The 17,136-nt window shown below is 63.4% G+C and carries 16 protein-coding genes and 1 pseudogene; 12 read left to right on the top strand and 5 right to left on the bottom strand.

Features of this window, described 5'->3' with window-relative positions:
* The first annotated feature begins 5 nt into the window (after positions 1 to 5).
* The 8 genes and pseudogenes from ABL922_RS02600 (at position 6) to ABL922_RS02565 (ending at position 8,511) form a co-directional block, all read left to right on the top strand.
* Positions 6 to 1,535, top strand: a complete 1,530-nt coding sequence (locus ABL922_RS02600; RefSeq protein ID WP_349022643.1) for a DHA2 family efflux MFS transporter permease subunit — start codon at positions 6 to 8, stop codon at positions 1,533 to 1,535.
* Positions 1,536 to 1,980: 445 nt separating this feature from the next.
* Complete coding sequence (locus tag ABL922_RS02595) at positions 1,981 to 3,993, top strand: ParB/RepB/Spo0J family partition protein (protein ID WP_349022642.1); 2,013 nt, start codon at positions 1,981 to 1,983, stop codon at positions 3,991 to 3,993.
* A gap of 154 nt (positions 3,994 to 4,147) precedes the next feature.
* Positions 4,148 to 5,101: a zincin-like metallopeptidase domain-containing protein gene (locus ABL922_RS02590; RefSeq protein WP_349022641.1), complete on the top strand. Its 954-nt coding sequence runs from the start codon at positions 4,148 to 4,150 to the stop codon at positions 5,099 to 5,101.
* 11 nt (positions 5,102 to 5,112) lie between these two features.
* A pseudogene (locus ABL922_RS02585) lies at positions 5,113 to 5,540 on the top strand (hypothetical protein); the annotation flags it as partial.
* Positions 5,541 to 5,837: 297 nt separating this feature from the next.
* Positions 5,838 to 6,791, top strand: coding sequence for a DUF2493 domain-containing protein (locus ABL922_RS02580; RefSeq protein WP_349022640.1), 954 nt, complete (start codon positions 5,838 to 5,840; stop codon positions 6,789 to 6,791).
* A gap of 127 nt (positions 6,792 to 6,918) precedes the next feature.
* Positions 6,919 to 7,380: a DUF6878 family protein gene (locus ABL922_RS02575; protein ID WP_349022639.1), complete on the top strand. Its 462-nt coding sequence runs from the start codon at positions 6,919 to 6,921 to the stop codon at positions 7,378 to 7,380.
* Between the two features lie 10 nt (positions 7,381 to 7,390).
* On the top strand, positions 7,391 to 7,822 hold the full coding sequence (locus tag ABL922_RS02570) for a hypothetical protein (protein ID WP_349022638.1): 432 nt from the start codon (positions 7,391 to 7,393) through the stop codon (positions 7,820 to 7,822).
* Between the two features lie 299 nt (positions 7,823 to 8,121).
* On the top strand, positions 8,122 to 8,511 hold the full coding sequence (locus ABL922_RS02565) for a single-stranded DNA-binding protein (protein WP_349022637.1): 390 nt from the start codon (positions 8,122 to 8,124) through the stop codon (positions 8,509 to 8,511).
* A gap of 79 nt (positions 8,512 to 8,590) precedes the next feature.
* On the opposite strand, the gene ABL922_RS02560 is transcribed toward ABL922_RS02565, so the two are convergent.
* Entirely contained in the window at positions 8,591 to 8,833 is a 243-nt protein-coding gene (locus ABL922_RS02560) for a DUF6437 family protein (RefSeq protein ID WP_349022636.1), read from the bottom strand.
* Positions 8,834 to 9,152: 319 nt separating this feature from the next.
* On the opposite strand from ABL922_RS02560, the gene ABL922_RS02555 reads away from it, so the two are divergent.
* Positions 9,153 to 9,389 (top strand): hypothetical protein, encoded by a 237-nt coding sequence (locus tag ABL922_RS02555; protein ID WP_349022635.1) that lies wholly within the window; start codon positions 9,153 to 9,155, stop codon positions 9,387 to 9,389.
* A 104-nt stretch (positions 9,390 to 9,493) separates the two neighbouring features.
* On the opposite strand, the gene ABL922_RS02550 is transcribed toward ABL922_RS02555, so the two are convergent.
* The gene (locus tag ABL922_RS02550) at positions 9,494 to 9,688 is read right to left on the bottom strand and encodes a hypothetical protein (protein ID WP_349022634.1); all 195 of its coding nucleotides are present in this window, start codon (positions 9,686 to 9,688) and stop codon (positions 9,494 to 9,496) included.
* Positions 9,689 to 10,128: 440 nt separating this feature from the next.
* Here ABL922_RS02550 and ABL922_RS02545 point away from each other — a divergent pair, with 440 nt between their 5' ends.
* From ABL922_RS02545 to mobF, 3 genes are read left to right on the top strand one after another with little or no spacing between them, the layout of a single operon-like run.
* Positions 10,129 to 10,455 (top strand): hypothetical protein, encoded by a 327-nt coding sequence (locus ABL922_RS02545; protein ID WP_349022633.1) that lies wholly within the window; start codon positions 10,129 to 10,131, stop codon positions 10,453 to 10,455.
* Positions 10,452 to 12,860 carry a type IV secretion system DNA-binding domain-containing protein gene (locus tag ABL922_RS02540; RefSeq protein WP_349022632.1) on the top strand — a complete coding sequence of 803 codons (2,409 nt, stop codon included), beginning with the start codon at positions 10,452 to 10,454 and terminating at the stop codon, positions 12,858 to 12,860. Before ABL922_RS02545 ends, ABL922_RS02540 begins: the two co-directional genes overlap by 4 nt.
* Positions 12,861 to 12,891: 31 nt before the next feature.
* Positions 12,892 to 15,822, top strand: a complete 2,931-nt coding sequence (gene mobF, locus ABL922_RS02535; RefSeq protein WP_349022631.1) for a MobF family relaxase — start codon at positions 12,892 to 12,894, stop codon at positions 15,820 to 15,822.
* 11 nt (positions 15,823 to 15,833) lie between these two features.
* Here the strand turns inward: mobF and ABL922_RS02530 are convergent, their stop codons facing one another.
* Genes ABL922_RS02530 through ABL922_RS02520 form a run of 3 tightly spaced genes read right to left on the bottom strand, consistent with a single transcriptional unit; the run spans position 15,834 to position 17,111 of the window.
* Complete coding sequence (locus tag ABL922_RS02530; protein ID WP_339964384.1) at positions 15,834 to 16,037, bottom strand: hypothetical protein; 204 nt, start codon at positions 16,035 to 16,037, stop codon at positions 15,834 to 15,836.
* Positions 16,028 to 16,456: a hypothetical protein gene (locus tag ABL922_RS02525; RefSeq protein ID WP_349022630.1), complete on the bottom strand. Its 429-nt coding sequence runs from the start codon at positions 16,454 to 16,456 to the stop codon at positions 16,028 to 16,030. Before ABL922_RS02525 ends, ABL922_RS02530 begins: the two co-directional genes overlap by 10 nt.
* Positions 16,457 to 16,466: 10 nt before the next feature.
* Entirely contained in the window at positions 16,467 to 17,111 is a 645-nt protein-coding gene (locus tag ABL922_RS02520; protein ID WP_349022672.1) for a S24 family peptidase, read from the bottom strand.
* Positions 17,112 to 17,136 lie beyond the last annotated feature (25 nt).

The following is a 17,136-nucleotide window of genomic DNA, read 5'->3' as shown; positions in this document are numbered from 1 at the left end:
CGCAGATGAACGGTGCTGCACAGGCTTCGGCAGGTTTTCCGCCTTCGCTTCGGCTCATCGCCGGGCTGACCCTGGCCTTTGCGAACTTCATGGTGATCCTCGACCTGACGATTGCCAACGTGTCGATTCCGAGCATCGCGGGCGGGCTCGGCGTCACCTTGGAGCAGGGCGCCTGGGTCATTACCTCTTACGCTGTCGCGGAAGCGATCTGCGTACCCTTGACCGGATGGATCGCGGGACGGTTCGGGTCGGTCCAAACCTTTCTGCTCAGCATGGCTGGGTTCGGATTGTTCTCGATGCTCTGCGGGCTGTCGGTTTCAATCGAAATGCTCGTTATCTGCCGCATCGGCCAAGGCGTTTTCGGTGCCTTTCTGATGCCAATGTCGCAAACCTTATTACTGCGGGTCTTTCCACCTGAACAACAGAATATTGCGATGGGAATGTGGGCGATGACCCTGCTCCTGGGTCCTGCGCTTGGACCGATCATTGGAGGCTGGCTTACGGACAACTGGTCCTGGCACTGGATATTCCTCATCAACGTGCCCATCGCTGTCCTCGCGGCTTTCGCTTGCGCTGTTCTGCTTCGTCGGGTTGAAACCGACCGTCAGGTGCTTCCGATCGATATTATCGGGCTCGTCCTGCTGGTTGTCTGGGTCGGCTGTCTGCAGATCATCCTCGACATTGGCCGCAACCATGACTGGTTCGGAGATCCGCTGATCGTCGCCCTGGCGATCACGTCTGCAATCGCGTTTCTCATCTTTGTCGTCTGGGAACTCACCGAGGATCATCCGGTGGTCGACCTGCGTGTCTTGCGACACCGGGGGTTAAGCATCAGCCTTGCTGTCCTCGCGATTGGCTTCGGAGCCTATTTTGCCGGTTTCGTGATCATCCCCCAATGGCAACAGGCCTGGCTTGGCTACACCGCAACACAGGCCGGCTTTTCGTCGTCATTCACAGCTATCGGCGGGCTATTGACTGCGCCGATTGTCGTAATGCTGATGGCGCGGTACGACCCCCGCGCCCTGGTTTCCGCTGGAATCGTTTGGCTGGCGGTTATTGGGCTGACTCGGACGTTTTGGACCAGCGACAGCGGTTTCTGGACGCTGACCCTACCGCAATTTTTCCTGGGGCTGGGCATGACGTTCTTCATGTTGCCGATCATCAACCTGACGCTAAACACCGTGAACGAAGATGAGGTCGCATCTGCTGCCGGTCTCCAGAGTTTCATGCGGACGATCGCAACGGCTTTTGCCACTTCGGCTTCATTGACTTATTGGGGTGACACCCAACGCGCGGCGCGCAGCGATATCATCGCCGTTTTGGAACCAGGCGCGGCGGGCGGCTCAATTTCGGGGCTGGGCTTCTCACCCGACGCGGTGCTTCAAATGTTCAGCAATATGGTTGAGGCGGAGGCTACGACACTGTCTGTAATTCATATCTTTTGGACGACATCCGCGATCTTGCTCATCGCTGCGGCCCTGATTTGGCTGGCACCGCGTCCTAAGCGAAGCGGAGGCATGTCGATGGGGCATTGACCCGGTGAGGTAATTCCGCACGGACAGCTTCCCCCCAACATAACGTTGGCAAAGATGACCGCCGTAAGTCAATGTTTCTATCGAGGCACGATTTTGGGCGGGACGCGCAAGGGCAGTTCGTAGGCAGCAGTTTTTATGAACGGAAGCTTAGCGACGCATCCGCCCACATCCGCTTGGACATAATCAACGGATATCTGACAAAAAGAACAGAACAACAAATTGAGAGTTTGATCTTCTTGGTGACACCTAAGAGGATCGAACCCGCGTTTCGGCGGCGTGGGGGCGCATTGCTGCCAGATGCCACTTTCTCGCGCGTCGCGAACCTGGACGCCTGGTCGGCTTACGGACCCATCATCGCGAATAAGAGGGGAGGGAGCTTTGCCCTGATTGAGCCATTTGGGCGTCGATGGTCGATGCGCCGGGCTCGCAGTCAGGAGTATGTCCCATGATCAAGACGATCCCTCTGAACAAGCTCGTTCAGTCCCCCCGCAATGTCCGTCGTCATGCCGATCCGGCGGCCGACGCCGAGCTCAAGGCCAGCATCGCTGCGCGCGGGCTCTTGCAGAACCTCATCGTTCGCCCCTGTGCCAAGGGTAAATTCGAAGTCGAGGCCGGCGAACGCCGCCGCAAGGCCATGCTGGCACTGTCCGAGGACAAGGTACTGTCCAAAGACCACGAGGTGACCTGCCTGGTGCTCGAAGACACCGTTGAGGGTGCAATTGAGACCAGCCTTGCCGAGAACTTCCACCGCCTGGCGATGAATCCCGCCGACGAAGCTCAGGCCTTTGCCGCGCTGATCGATGCCGGGGCCTCGGTCGAGGACGTCGCCCGCCGCTTCGGCCTCACCGTCCGCTTTGTCGAGGGCCGTTTGCGCCTCGCCAGACTGGCACCTGTTGTCTTCGAGGCGCTGGCCTCGGGTGAGATCACGCTCGACATGGCCAAGGCCTATGGCGCAACCTCGGACCAGGAGATCCAGGCCCGGGTCTTCGAGCAGATCTCCACGGCTTACTATGCGTCGAACTCGGACTCGATCCGCCGCATGGTTCTCACGGGCACCGTGCGTGGCAGTGACCCGCGCGCCCGGCTTGTCGGGCGCGATGCCTATCTCGCCGCTGGCGGCCGGATTGAGCGCGAACTGTTCGACGACGAGGACAGCGAAGCTTGGGCCGATGTCGCGCTGCTCGAGAACCTCGCCGCCGTGAAGATGGAGGAGCAGGCCAAGTTGCTTGCCGCCGAGCAGGGCCTGGCCTGGGTCAAGCCGACCCTCGATGCCTATGCCAGTCACGACCTCGTCGAAGGGCTGGTCCGGCTCCCGGTCGATCCCGCGCCGCTGACCGAAGAGGAGCTGGCCCGGCTCGACGTGCTTGATGCCTCCTACGATGAGCACGCGGCAATCCTTGAGGATGAGAACAGCGCCGAGGAAGCCGTCACGGCGGCCGAAGCCGCGATCGAGGCAATCGAGCGCGAATGCCAGGACATTCGAGCGCGTCCGCCCGTGCTCGCCCCCGAACTCAAGGCCGAGGCGGGGATGATCCTTGTGCTGTCGCGCGACGGTACGCCGGTGCTCCAGCCGGTGTTCTATGGCGAGCGGCAGACTGAGGCTGGCGGCGAAGGCGATGCGTTCGAGATCGTCACCGGTGAGGGCAGTGAGGGCAAGCGCCGCGCGGCGCTCTCGAAGCGCCTGGTCGACGAACTTGCGATGCAGCGCCGCGATGTCCTCGCGCTCCACGTTGCCTCCGATCCCGGTCTTGCGCTCGACTTCATGGTCTTCACGCTGGCCGATGCCGATACGCTCGACTACCGCGCGCGTGCGGCAACGACGATCCGCGGCGGCATTCCGGCAGGTCCGATTGTCGGGTTCGAGGCCAAGGATGCCCCGGCAAGCGCGTCGCTTGCTGAATTCAAGTCGGGTCTCGACGAGAGTTGGCGTGCCGGCGATGACGCGTCGGCGCGCTTCGACCGGTTCAGGGCGCTGAGCGACGAGACGCGTGCGGCTTGGCTGGGTTTTGTCGTCGCTCGCACACTCGAGGCGAGTCTCAAGATGGCGGGCGAGCGTGCCATCGGCATCCACGACCACCTCGGCGGCTTGATCGGCATCGACATGGCGGCCTGGTGGCGCCCGACCGCGGCCAACTACTTCGATCGCGTATCGAAGGCATTGATCCTCGATGCACTCGCCGATGTCGGCGGCCCCGATCTCTCGAGCCGCTTCGCGTCGGTCAAGAAGGGCGATCTCGCGATGAGCGCCGAACGTGTCTTCGCCGGGACCTACATCACCGAGGTCGAGGTGCGTGAACGCGCTCTCGCCTGGGTTCCCGAGGTGATGCGCTTTGCTGGTACCGAGCCCGCCCGAGTCGAGGGTGCCGATGCGCAGGGTGCGGAACCCGGCGAGGACACCCAGGCCGCCGCAGACGGCACCAACGACGATCATCAGACCCCCCGCGAGCTGGCTGCCTGACCTCCTCCTGACAGGCAGACTACTCGTCCCCTGAGGCGGTCCTCTGCCCCCCGGGCAGGGGGCCGCTTCCGTTTTGGGAACAGAGCAGAGGGAGCGTGGGGCCCTTCGGACCTGTCCGGCGAACCTGTCGGCAGGCCGGATCAGGAGACCCAGCATGGCCTATCGCAAGCGGTTTGGTGACAGATCGGGCGGCGGACTTTCGCCCGCAACCCGCATTACCCAGGAGATCATCGCCCGGCTCGAGGCAGGCACCAAGCCGTGGATCCAGCCCTGGCGCGGGGTGCCGGTCTCGCGGCCCTTGCGGGCCTGCGGGATCCCGTACCGGGGCATGAATGTGTTCTGGCTGTGGATGGTCGCCGACATGTCCGGCTACGCCTCGCCCTACTGGATGACCTACAACCAGGCCAAGGGCTTGGGGGCGCAGGTCAGGAAGGGCGAGAAGTCCACGATCGCGATCTTCTACAAGAGCTACACCAAAGAGGTCGAAGCACCCGGCACCGGCGAGAAGTCAGATGAAGCGCGCCGCGTGCTCAAGGCCTATCCGGTGTTCAACGCCAACCAGGTCGAAGGCCTGCCCGAGCGTTACTATCCCGCCGCCTCGCTCGATCTGGTCGAGCCTGAAGGCCGCGAAGCCGAGCTCGACGCCTTCTTCGGTGCGATCCCTGCCATGCTTCGGCATCAGGGTGGTGAGGCCTATTACGAACCGGGTGCCGACCGGATTACGATGCCGCCCGCGCATCTGTTTACGGGCTTCGGCCAATACTATGCTACGCTTGCGCATGAACTCTCGCACTGGACGGGCCATCCCAGCCGACTGGCGCGCGATCTCAAGAACCGTTTCGGGACGGCAGCTTACGCCGCCGAGGAACTGATCGCCGAACTGTCGAGCGCGATGCTGGGCGCCGAGCTTGGCCTGCCGGTCACCCACCTCGACAACCACGCGAGCTATGTCGAGCACTGGCTCGGGCTCCTTAGGCAAGACGATCGGGCGATCCTCACTGCCGCAGCCAAGGCCGAGGAAGCCTCGAGCCTGCTCTTGAAGCTTGGTGGCCGGGTGATCGCTGACGACGGCGTTGGCGAGCCCGACGAAGCTGCGCTCGCAGCCTGAAGGAGGACGTCATAGGCCGATCGGTCAGCTATCCCAGCGGCGCAATCGTCGCGTTCACAGTTCTCGAGGTTGAGGACGATGACGGCTGGGAATTCGAATATGAGTGGCTGCGCGAGGACCTCAGGACCCGCGCAGCAGCGGTCTTTCCATCGCTTGGTCCCCACGATGGCTGGCGTGGCCGCGAGGACCGGATCCTTCTGCGAGGGCACGTTCGCCGACTTCGGTGTCTCGGTCTATGGCGGTCTGGCCGCGGTCTGGATCGCCGAACGCGATGATGGCGCCTATTGGGACGCCGCATGGCGCACGGCGCGCAGCCCGCAGCCCGCGGGCGCAGCGCTGGCTGAGCCAGATCGCGCCGCGCTTCGACGCGCTGTTCGGCGACTTCGACTGCCTCGGGCACATGTCGAACGGGGAGGGCGTCTACCGCCGGCGAGCCGCCCGAAACCGTAGCTCCCCCCGCGTGAATGTTGTGGCAGCTTCCCTGACAAATGTGGGTGCCGCGATACATGGCCTGCGTCCCGAGCGAGAGAGGCCCTGGGCCAGCCGGCGGTCCCCGCAACCCGGCTTTGGCAGGCCCGTGTTGGCTTGGCTTTGGCCAAGCCTGCCCGCGCCAGCCTGCCAAAGCGTGTTCCCCTGATCGGTGCGGGGCTCCGCCTTCACGCTGGCCCTGACGGGCTCTCGCTGGCGCAGCCATTTGTCGCAGCGTCAGCCTCACGCCAGTCAGGAGGACACGTCCATGCATACATCTTTCACCGACCAGCTCGCCGGTCTCGATCTCGCCGGCTTCTCGATCGGTCCGGCCCCCGTATCGACAAGCGATTTTCCCGTCCGCGAAGCCGTCGAACAGACACTCGAGGCGGTCTGGTCCGATCTCTTCGCGCTCGTTTCCGGGACCGCGCTCGAGGCCGATGCCGAGGATTTGGGCTGGGCTTTCGTCAATCTCTTTCACCGCTCCGCGACACGCAAATCCACCGCGCTCGACCGCGCCACGGACGAGGTCCGGGCGCTCGTCGCGACGGCCGATGGCTCCGAGATCCATACCCATGAACTCGAAACCCAGGTCGAGCGCGCGCAATGCGCCGAAGGCGCGATGCTGGCACTTGAGGAGATGCGCGAGGTCGCTGCAAGCCTTTACCTCAACGAGTTCGGTTCGTCCTGGAAGCCGGTGTCCAGCTCGCGCTTCAACCACGGCGCGATGCTCACCTCCGCGCTGGTCGAGGGGCGCGATTTCCTGCGTGCCCGGACCGAGGCCAAGCGCCGCGCGGCGATGCCCGAAGGCACACCGGTCGTATTCGCTGGCGGCCGGACACGTCATGCCACCGAAGCCGACGCGCTGACCTTCGCCAACAATGTCTGGAAGGCGCTCGACAAGGTTCGCGATCGCGTCCCCGAAATGGTGCTGATCCACGGCGGCGACACCAAGGGTGTCGACCGTCTGGCATCGTCGTGGGCCGAACGGCGCAACATCCCGCAAGTGACCTTCTCGCTCGACATGCGGCTTGGCGCGCGTGCGGGCTTCAAGCGCAACGAGCGGATGCTCTCGCTCGACCCGCGCTACGTCGTCGCATTCCCAGGCAATGGCGTTCTCGAACGCCTGGTCATCGAAGCCAAAACGCGCCGGATCACGGTCGTCGATCGCCGCGGTCCGCTCGGCACCAGCCCGAAGGCGCAGTCGCCGTCGACCGACTGACGGCCGATCGGCCTTCGCGCCAGCGCCCCAAGCGGCGCTGGCGTTGCCGGGACAGAGGAGAGGCGCGCGCCTGCGGTTATGGACCGGGCGGAATTGCCGTCTGACTCCAGTACAGGAGGATTTTCCGATGGTCGATATGACCCAGGCAATGGCCGATTTTCATGAGCGGCAGGCCGAACGCGCCCTTCAAGCCCAGACAGAGACCGAGCATCTCAAGCAAGCCGTGATTGGCCCGCTTTGCGCAGCCGGCATCACCAGGGTCGAGGTGCGCTTCGATGGCTGCGGCGACAGCGGCGCGGCCCAAGAATGCGAATGCTTCGACGCCGATATGAACACCGTTCCATGCCCGGAGGTGGCGGTCGCTCCGTTCGAATACGAGGTCGCGCGCGAACCGACTGGAGAAGCACCCATGCTGCTCCCGGCCGCGCTCGATTCCCTCACTTATCTCGCGCTTGAACGGTTCCATTCGGGCTGGGAAATTAACGACGGTTCATGCGGCATGCTCGTGATCGAAGTGCCCGAAGCCAGCTTCGTGCTCAAGTGCAGCCTGCGCTATACCGGCTACGACGAGCATTTTACGGGCCTTTGAGGAGGGCGTCATGGCACACTGCTATTTTCATGCGCTCTCCTCGGTTCGCAAATGGGGCGGCAAACCCGAGGACTATCTCTCGCTTCACCAGTGGTTCGATCAGTCCAAGGCCATTCTCGCAGACCCCCGGCACCGCGCCTTGCGCCATCATGCTGAGGGCATTTTCATGCTCGAAGCCCTCTTCGGGGCGACGATCGTCAACGCCGACGGCCGGATCGTTCCGGTGCGTCTAATCGGCGAACAGCACGTGCGCGAGGACTTGGGCTCGATCCCTTCCTTTGCCGACTGGGCGCGCCTCATCACCCCGCAGACCTGGATGCTGCGCGGGCACCGTCTGGACGAGACGTTCGATGGAAATGAGGCGGACGCAGCACCGGGCGGGGTCGTTTCGCGTGCAGGTTTGCGCGGCGGCGAAAGTCGGTTGGTGCGGATCGCGATCTGACACTGGAACGCCGGGGCGGGGTGGGGAGACTGGCGAAACGGCCAGGACAGTTGGGATCGAGGTCAGCACCTCCAGACCAACCATCCAGGACACCCCGTCACGCATGCGAACCGTCCCTTGAATCAGCCCCCGGACGAGACGCAACCCGGATCGGGTCCGGCCGTGTTGCCGGGCTTTGCCCGGCTGCCCGCACCACCCGAACCAGTTCCGGGTTCCCCTTCGGTGCGCATCGCCGTTGGCCGCTTCTTCACTTGGTTCGCAGCCGGGATGGTCCCGGATGCTCGATCAGGAGAAGACCCATGACCAATCTCGTTATCCTCGTTGGCCGCATCGCCCGCGATCCCGAAACCCGCACCACGGGAGGCGGCACAGGTATCACCTCGATCTCGGTGGCGACCGACCGGCCCGCCCGCAAGGAGGGCAAGACCTACAAGGACGAAAACGGTTACACCGCCAAGGACAGCGAATTCCACCGCATCACCTGCTTCAACGGTCTCGGCCAGAACGTCGCCAAGTATTGCACCAAGGGCCAGCTGGTGACTGTCGAAGGGCGCATCCACTACACCCAGTGGGAAGATCAGAGCGGCGCCAAGCGCTACGGCTGCGAGATCATCGCCGACAAGGTCGATTTCCTCTCGAAGGGCCGCCAGGGTGGGAACGAGGGCGCCCCCGACATCGAAGAGGACTGAACCTCAGCCCTTCAGCAACAGGCCCCGGCGGCGCGAGCCACCGGGGCCTTTTGTTTTGATCGAACCCAGCGCCGCCGCTTTATGAAGCCTTGGGCGTGGAGGCGAGGCGCTTGAGACTCTCGTCGATCCCGAGCGCCATCGACTGCCGGACCAGCTGCTTGAACTGCGCCGGCTCGAGCGTCTCGGCGCCGCATTCAAGCACGACCCTGCCGAGTTCGGTCGCGGCACTTTCGCGCAGTTTCGTCTCCTCGGCCGCGAGTTCTTCGCGCTGGCGTTGCACCTTTAAGAGCGCATCGCGTGCGCTCACTTTGGACCTGGCCATAGACATACCTTTCGTTGGCCGTTGGTCCCCTCCTGCGGCTTCAATTCGCAGGTCGATGGCTTGTAGGAAAATGGTTTGTGGAGACGCCGGCTCCCCGAGAGGGGGGAGGGCTCTCTCGCGAGATGGCCGAGTGTGATGGCGGCTTTGGGGACGCGTCAAGGACGACGGGGCCCCCCCATTTTTATCGCGGCTACGCCACGAGAAAAATCGTTGCCCCCATCGCCGCTGCGCGGCCGCGCTTCGCGCGGTCCCTGACCCGTCCCGCCGCCCCCATCTCACGAGCCCCTGATGCGAAGCATCGAACATCAGGAGGTTTGCCATGATTGTATCTGCTGTCCTTACCGCCACGCCGCTGGACTTTGACCAGGCTGCTTACCTTGCTGCGCTGGATCGGGCGCATGCCCGGTCTTACCACAGCTACTTCAACCAGTACGTTCTGACTGACGATGAGGCGGGGTTCATCACCGTCGACGAGGGCGATTACGGGGCACTTGCACCCCGGCTTCTCGAACGGGTTATCGAGACCGTGCCGAGCAAGCTCTGCGACGAAAACTGATCACGAAGCGAGGAGGAAGTCCGCACAGGGCCTCCTCCTTTCTTTATGCTTGAATCCCGTTTCACGCCCGGGCTTGCACGCCGTCTGGGGCAATCGATTTGGCGTTAGGTGTCGATCTCGGTCGCGTCGAACTCCTCAAGACGCCTGGGCATGTCGAGCAATTTCAGCGCAGCCGCCGTGATCGCTTCGGCCTTAGTCGGATACGACTCCGATGAACTGATTCCGACCCCGTTCGAAAAGGTGACCGTCGCCTGGAACCCATTGCCTTTCGCAGTCGCCGACAAGGTTACGCTCGACATGGATTCGCTCCCTTGATGCCGACTATACCGGGCAAGCATAGGCCGCATGCGGAGCATTTCCCACTTACATTCCTGTCCCTGCAAACCGACTTTCCGCCAAGGCGGGTGTCGGGCCGGACCCGTATTCAATGCCGTTCAGTCCTGTTCAAACACAAACACCGGTACCGCACTTCGAAGTAGGGAACAGGGGGCACACCCTACGCCAGGTCTGGCAGGTTGGAATTGCGCAGAATCTGGCCTTTCGCAAGCTAGAATTCACCTCTCGTCGCTTCGCAATCAGATTGATTTACATGGCAAAACGTAAATCAGTCTGCGTTGTGAATGCGTCGGGATGGCGGAATTGCGCGGCGAATATGTTCTTGACATGTTCTTTTGTGTAATGTAGCTCCAACACTGCCTTGCGAGCGCAAACCAGGATCCAAGATCGAAGGATCCTGACAATGCCAAGACCAATATCCCTCCAAGTCTATGTCTCGCCCGAGCTTGCCCAGCAGGTTCGGGCCGCCGCCGAAGCCGATGGCCTCGCGGTCAGCGAATGGTTGCGCTCGCAGCTCAAAAAGGCCCTCGCAAACGGACCTGCTGGTGCAACCGATCGCGGCTTGCTTGACAAGCTCTACCGGCAGTCGCTGTTCGCTTTCGTCGGGCTCGATGCGCTCCTTTCGGGGCATCCCGACCACACCTTGCGCGAGCGTGCCCACACTGCATGGAAGGCCCGCTGCAAGGAAGCCGGCATGGCCGTCGCCCCGACCAAGGGAGGCGCAAAATGAAGAAGAATCTCGTCGACTTCACCCGCGGTAGCCAGCTCCTTGGCCACTTCAGTTTCATGTTTGCCGCCGGGCTCAAAGGCCCACTGATCATCGCCGCGCTCATCATCTCGTGGATGTCGTGGTGGATGCTCTCGACCGGGCTCAGCGACCACGAAAGCTACCTCGTAGGCATGAAATTCTACGCTGCCGCTTACGGCTTCATGGAGTTCGATCCTAACAAGGAGATTGCCCTCGAAACCGCCTTCGGGGGTACGGTCAAGTTTCCAATTGTCTATGTCGAAGCTTTCCCGCCGGTGGCGCGCGCCTGGGACCATATGGTCTCGATCCTGGGGCGTGCTCTGACCTATTCGGCGCTGCTGCTCGTACCTGCTTTTGCGCTGTTCTACTGGTTCGCCTCGCGCTTCGGCGCCAAGTCCAAGGAACGCAAACACGAGCGCGGAGCGATGCTCTCCACGCTTCCCGAACTGGTCGAGGAAGTGCGCGTTCACAACAATGCCGAAAAGGCCAAGGAGCTCACCGCGGTGCTGGGCTGGCGTTACCGCCTGTGCAGCCAGAAGGAACTCGCCGAAGTCTTTCCCTACCGGCCATCGCGCCTTGCCAAGGTGACCTATCCCTGGCGGCTCGAGCAGAGCCACGCGATGCTGATCGGCACAACGGGCATGGGCAAGACGGTCGCTCTGTCCGAGATGATCGAGGAGGCACGGGCGCGCGGTCAGCGCGCGGTAATCTTCGATCTGACCGGCGCGTTCATCGAGCATTTTTTCGACAGCAGCCGCGACGTGATTCTCAACCCGCTCGACGCGCGCTGCCCGATGTGGAGCGTGTTTGACGAGTGCCGTGACGAGGCTGAGTTCACGGCTGCGGCCGAGGCACTTGTGCCCCATGATGGAGGTGGGGCCGAGCAGTTCTGGGTGCTCGCCGCGCGGCTTCTGTTCGTCGAAATGTGCCTGAAGCTGAGGGCGCGCGGCCAGGCGACCAATGAAGCTTTGGCGGCGGAATTGATGACTGCCGATCTTGCCGCAGTGCACCGCCTGATGCGCGGCACGATCGCCGATCCGCTCACCGCGCCCGAAGCCGCACGCATGGCGGAATCGATCCGCGCCGTGTTCAATGCCAATGCCAAGGCGCTCACGCTGCTGCCCAAGACAGGCAAGCAGTTCTCGGTGCGCGACTGGATCGAGAGTGACAAGCGTGACGGGTCGATGGTGTTCATTTCGGCGCGCTATGTCGACATGAGCGTCTGCTCGCAGCTCCTCACCGTCTGGCTCGATCTTGCCATGAATACGCTCATGGCGATGGACCGGACGCGCGAGGTTCGGATGTGGTTCTTCGTCGATGAACTCGGCGCGCTCCACCGCTTGCCCGCGCTCGAAAAGGGGCTCCAGACCGCACGCAATTTCGGCGGCGCGATCGTCACCGGGATCCACGCCTATGCCAAGCTCAAGGAGGTCTATGGCGAGAACATGGCAATGACCCTGTCGTCGCTGGCCCGGACCAAGTTGATCCTCGGTACGGCTGACCGCGCGACCGCGACCTGGTGCTCCGACTTCATCGGCCACCGCCAGGTCCGCGACATGGAAGAAGGCTACACCTATGGCTACAACAACGCCCGCGACGCGGTCAGCCTGACCTCGCGCAAGCACATCGAGCCGCTGCTGCTGCCCGATCAGTTGATGAACCTGCCGCGGCTTTCGGGATATCTCAAATTCCCCGATGGGTTCCCTGCAGCTCCGGTCAAACTGGTCCCGGTCGACCGGGTCAGGCACGCCGACCCCTTCATTCGCCGCGCGGAAGATTCGGGATCTAAGGCTGGTCCGGCCTCGCCCCATAGTCCGCCATCCGGCCCATCACCGGTGCCGCCAGCACCCGCGCCTGCGCCTCAGGCGAATGGCGGCAATGACCCTGCCGCGCCGCATGCGGCGAATGACGACGGCGCGGGGCAACGCATTGTTCCGCGCCAAGGTGAACTTGCGCTACGATCGGGTCAGGAAGCCTCCATCAGTGGCGGTGAGGCGGAGCAACGCGAGCCGATTGCCGAGGTGCTCAAGGAGGCACGAGCTACCGAATTCGCAAGCACCGTACCTGCTCCGAGTGCCCTGGATGCGGCGCATGCCGCTGGGCCACGAGAAGGGCAGGCTCCTCTTGCATTACCCAAGGAAGCTGCGCTTCGATTGGTGAGTGGTGACGGACAGGAGCAAGGCAGGTCGAAGGATGGTCAAGACCCGCCGCGCAGCGACGCGCCCCAGGTTCTGAAGGCTGATAGCGAGCAAAAGCCGGAGGCGAAGCAAGGTGTGCTGGGTGCCGCCGCCGAAGCCCGCAAGCTGATGCTCGAGGATGGCCTTGCCGAGCACGACGAGCCCGGCCGCGATGCGCGCGGGCTTGGCGAAGCCGACATGGAAATCTGAAAAGCCCAAGCGTCCGCCGGGAGTGTGAGGCATGCTGTCTGTTGCCAATGTCCGCACTGCCGGCGGCGCCGCAAAATACTTCGCCGCTGACAACTACTACACTCGCGCCGATGCCGATCGATCGGGTACCTGGTTCGGCAAAGGCGCCGAGGAGCTTGGGCTGTTGGGCGAGGTCGATCCGAAGATATTCGAAGCGGTGCTGAAGGGATTCCTTCCCGATGGCAGCCGCCTGGGAAGTGACAATCGCGAGCACCGCGCGGGAACCGATCTGACATTCTCGATGCCCAAGAGCTGGTCGCTGCTGGCGCTGGTGGGTGGCGACAAGCGGATTCTCGAAGCTTACGCCGGGGCGGTCAGGGAGACCCTTGCCTGGGCGGAGAAGAACCTCGCCGAGACCCGGATGGAAGCGGGCGGCAAGTACAAGCCGGTCCAGACGGGCAATCTTCTTGTGGCGCTCTTCAGCCATGACACCAACCGTAATCAGGAACCCAATGCCCACATCCATGCAGTGGTGGCCAATGCGACCCAGGGGCCTGACGGCAAATGGCGCGCGCTCAAGAACGACAAACTCTGGGAGCACAATACGCTGCTCAATGCGATGACCATGGCGCGTTTCCGGATCTCGGTCGAACGGCTCGGCTATGAAATCGGTGAGATCGGCAAGCATGGCAATTTCGACGCCGCTGGCGTGCCGCGCACCGCGATCGAAGCGTTCAGCACCCGCCGCGCCGAAGTGCTCGCTCTGGTCGAGAGGATGACGCACAAGGGGCCATCGGCGACCGATACGGCCACCTTGATGACCCGGGCAGAGAAACAGCCGATCGCGGATCGGGCAGCACTGGCGCGCCAGTGGGCCGCCAAGGCTGCAGCGATCGGATTTGATCCCAGGGCGGTCATCGCCAGGGCCAATGCCAGGGCAGCAAGCGAGATCGGAAATGTGGGTGGGTTGGCCATTGCGGCCCGCGATCTTGCCGCACGGGGCAAGGAACTGATCGCCGCGCTCGCCGAGCGCTTCGGCCTGCGCGAAGGCGACCCTTTGATCCCCGCCGATCTGGCGCGTCGGCCACAGGAAGAGGTCGCGGCGATCCACGCCGTCGCCTCGGCGGTCCGCCACTTGTCGGAGCGCGAAGCGGCCTTTGCCCGGACCGATATCTACAAGGCCGCATTGGGTTTTGGCCTGCCCGCCGGGATGGCCGCGATCGAACGTCGGGTGATGCAGCTCGAGCGACAGGGGCAGCTGCAACGAGGCAAGGGTGCCGACCGCGGGCTGGTTACCACGGCAGGCGCGATTGCTTCCGAGCAGCGCATCGTTGCGGGCATTGAGGAGGGCAGGGGCAAGGCGCCTGCAATCGTGCAGGCCGACGAGGCCGGGACCCGCCTCCAGGCGCTCTCGCAGCTCAAATACGGCATGACCCTCAACCCCGGACAGGAAGCTGCCGGACGACTTCTGCTCGGCTCGCACAACCGGATCGTGGCAGTCCAGGGGATTGCCGGTGCGGGCAAAAGTACCATGCTCAAACCCGTTGCTGACATTCTGCGCGAGGAGGGCAAGCAGGTGCTGGGGCTCGCAGTCCAGAATACTCTGGTCCAGATGCTTGAGCGCGACACCGGCATCCCGTCGATGACCGTAGCGCGGTTCCTGAGGCGCCATGCCGCGCTGCTCGGCGGCGGCGACAAGGCGGCGCTCTCCGTGGCAAAGGCCGAGTTACGTGGAACCGTTGTGCTGCTCGACGAGGCTTCGATGGTCGGCAATTCCGACAAGGAGAAGCTGGTCCGGCTCGCCAACTTGCTCGAACTGGACCGGTTCGCCGCGATCGGGGACCGCAAGCAATTGGGCGCGGTCGATGCGGGCAAGCCCTTTGATGTGATGCAGCAGGCTGGCGCCGAAACCGCGACCATGAACATCAACATTCGGGCTCGCGACAAGGCGCTTCGATCCGCTCAGTACGCGGCGCAAGGCGGACGGATCGATGAGGCGTTGCGGCACCTCGGCAGTAATGTCGTCGAAGTAAGGGAGGGCGCCGCAGTCGAGGCGGCTGCCGCATGGCTCTCGTTGTCCCCGGCTGATCGGGAACGCACCGCGATTTATGCGTCGGGGCGGGATTTGCGAGCCCAAGTAAACGAGGCGGTCCAGACCGGGCTCAAGGCCAATGGTGAAATCGGCGAGCCCTCGCTGCGCCTCCAGGTGCTCTCCCGGATCAACGCTACACAAGAGGAGCTGCGCCATGCATCGACCTACCGGGCCGGCATGGTGGTAGAGGTCGAGCGCGACAAGCGCGCCCAGGGGCTTTCCCGCGGCATGTACAAGGTGGTTGGGATCGACCCCAGGCGCGAGCGGATCGAACTTGAGAACGAGCGCGGCAAACGGTTCGAGTTCCGGCCAGACCGGCTGCGGCCGCAGGGTGAGCACGACGCTTTGCGGCTCTACGAACTAAAGGGCCTGGCGCTGCACGGCGGCGACCGCATTCGCTGGACCCATACCGATCACAACCGGGGACTGCTCAACGCCGATCAGGCGCGGATCACAGGAATCGATGCAAGGTCCGTGCGTCTGACGACTTCCACCGGGATCGAACACCAGTTGAGCAAAGACGATCCGATGCTGAAACGGCTCGATCTCGCCTATGCGCTCAATGCCCACATGGCGCAGGGGCTTACCTCGGATCGCGGGATCGCCGTAATGGACAGCCGCGAGCGCAACCTCTCGAACCAGCAGACCTTTCTCGTCACGATCACGCGGCTGCGCGATGGTCTGACGCTCTATGTCAACAATGCCTCGCGGCTCGAGGAAGCGGTCGAGCGTAATACTGGCATGAAGCGCTCGGCCCTTGAGACGGTCGGACTGCTGCGTGATGCGGCAGCGACAGGACAGGCCAAGGGCCAGGTTGCAGTGGCGGCCCCCGAGAAGCAGCCCCCCGAAAAGGACCGCTCGATCGTCAAGCCGTTCGAGATCGGGATTTGAGCGGCGCTCGTTTAGTGTCGCGTGCCCGGCGCGTCCGCGCCTTCCTCGAGCTCAACGATCCGCTTGGCGATCTCCTGCCATGTGCGGATACCAGCTTCGTCGTTCTTGAGCGCCAGGGCGCCGATTTGCTCGGCGACATGGGAAGCGGCCTTATCCCCATGGGTTTTAAGCACCGTATTGGCGCAGGCCCAGAGTTCCCAGTCGCTCAGCGGCACCGATGGCCCCGCCAGTAGCGATCCCATCTGAGCACCGTACCGGTTGCCACCATGGCACAGGAGAGATCCTGGCCGGAGGGCAGGGTGCACCAGGCCGCCGTGCGGCTGCCGCCGGCTGATCCTTCAGACAAGCAATTCATGGTCGGCCCGCGCACAATCACGTGGCCGGTGCTGATTGCCCCACGCGCGCCGCCAAACAGGCTCACCAGCGCATCGCGCGCCTGGATCGCGCTCGCGGCGGGGCAGGGCTGATTGTCGCGGCAGGTCCCATCCATCTCTTTCGCGGCGATCCCAGCGATGCGGACATGCGGGCCTTCGGCGCACCAGATCGGGCCATCGCCATCGTAGACGTGGGTCGGGGTGCAGGTGAAAGTTTGGCCGGCGGCAACAACTGCGGCGGCAAGGGCAAATAGGCTCATGGTGTTCAGGCTACTGCAGCTTGCGCCCGAACCAAAGCACTCGCCCGACGATATTCACTGCCCGGCGTTCGAGGTTGTTCCAGCTCGGATAGGCTGAGTTGTCGCTTACCACAGAAATCTTGCGGCCCTGCGGCTCGATCGCGATCCGTTTGACATTGAGTGCGTCGTCCATCCGCAGCACGTAGATCCCATCGCGCAGTCGGCTCTGGTTGTCGCCCAGATCGACCATCACCTCGTCGCCGTCGCTCAGAGTAGGCTCCATCGAGTCCCCGTGAACCCTGATGATCGACAGGCTCGAGGCTTTGCTCGCGGTAAGTTTGCGCAGCCAGTTCTGGTCGAACCCGAATTGGGCGCTCTTGGATTCCAGCTCGGCGAGCGAGCCATGGCCGGCCGAAGCCTCGATATCGAGCATCGGGACCTGGATCAGTTCCACAACTGGTCCGCTGCGCCGCGAAGGGGCGCCAAGCACGCTTTCCTCGACCCCAAAGAACCGGGCGAGGACGCTGCGATCGCGCTCATCCAGATAGCGCGGGCTGCCTTTACGCATGAACTGCTGGATGTAGGAGACGTTGCGCCCGAGAAGCCGGGAAATGCCCGAATAGGTGAGCTTTCGCTCCAGGATCAGCCGTTCCAGTGCCTCGCGCGTCTCGTCCATCTCGATGGGTCTCGCTGCTTTCATA

This window comes from Sphingorhabdus sp. (genome assembly GCF_040079335.1).
In the GTDB taxonomy this organism is placed as follows: Bacteria; Pseudomonadota; Alphaproteobacteria; order Sphingomonadales; family Sphingomonadaceae; genus Sphingorhabdus_B.
This window is presented reverse-complemented; position numbering and strand designations above follow the sequence as displayed.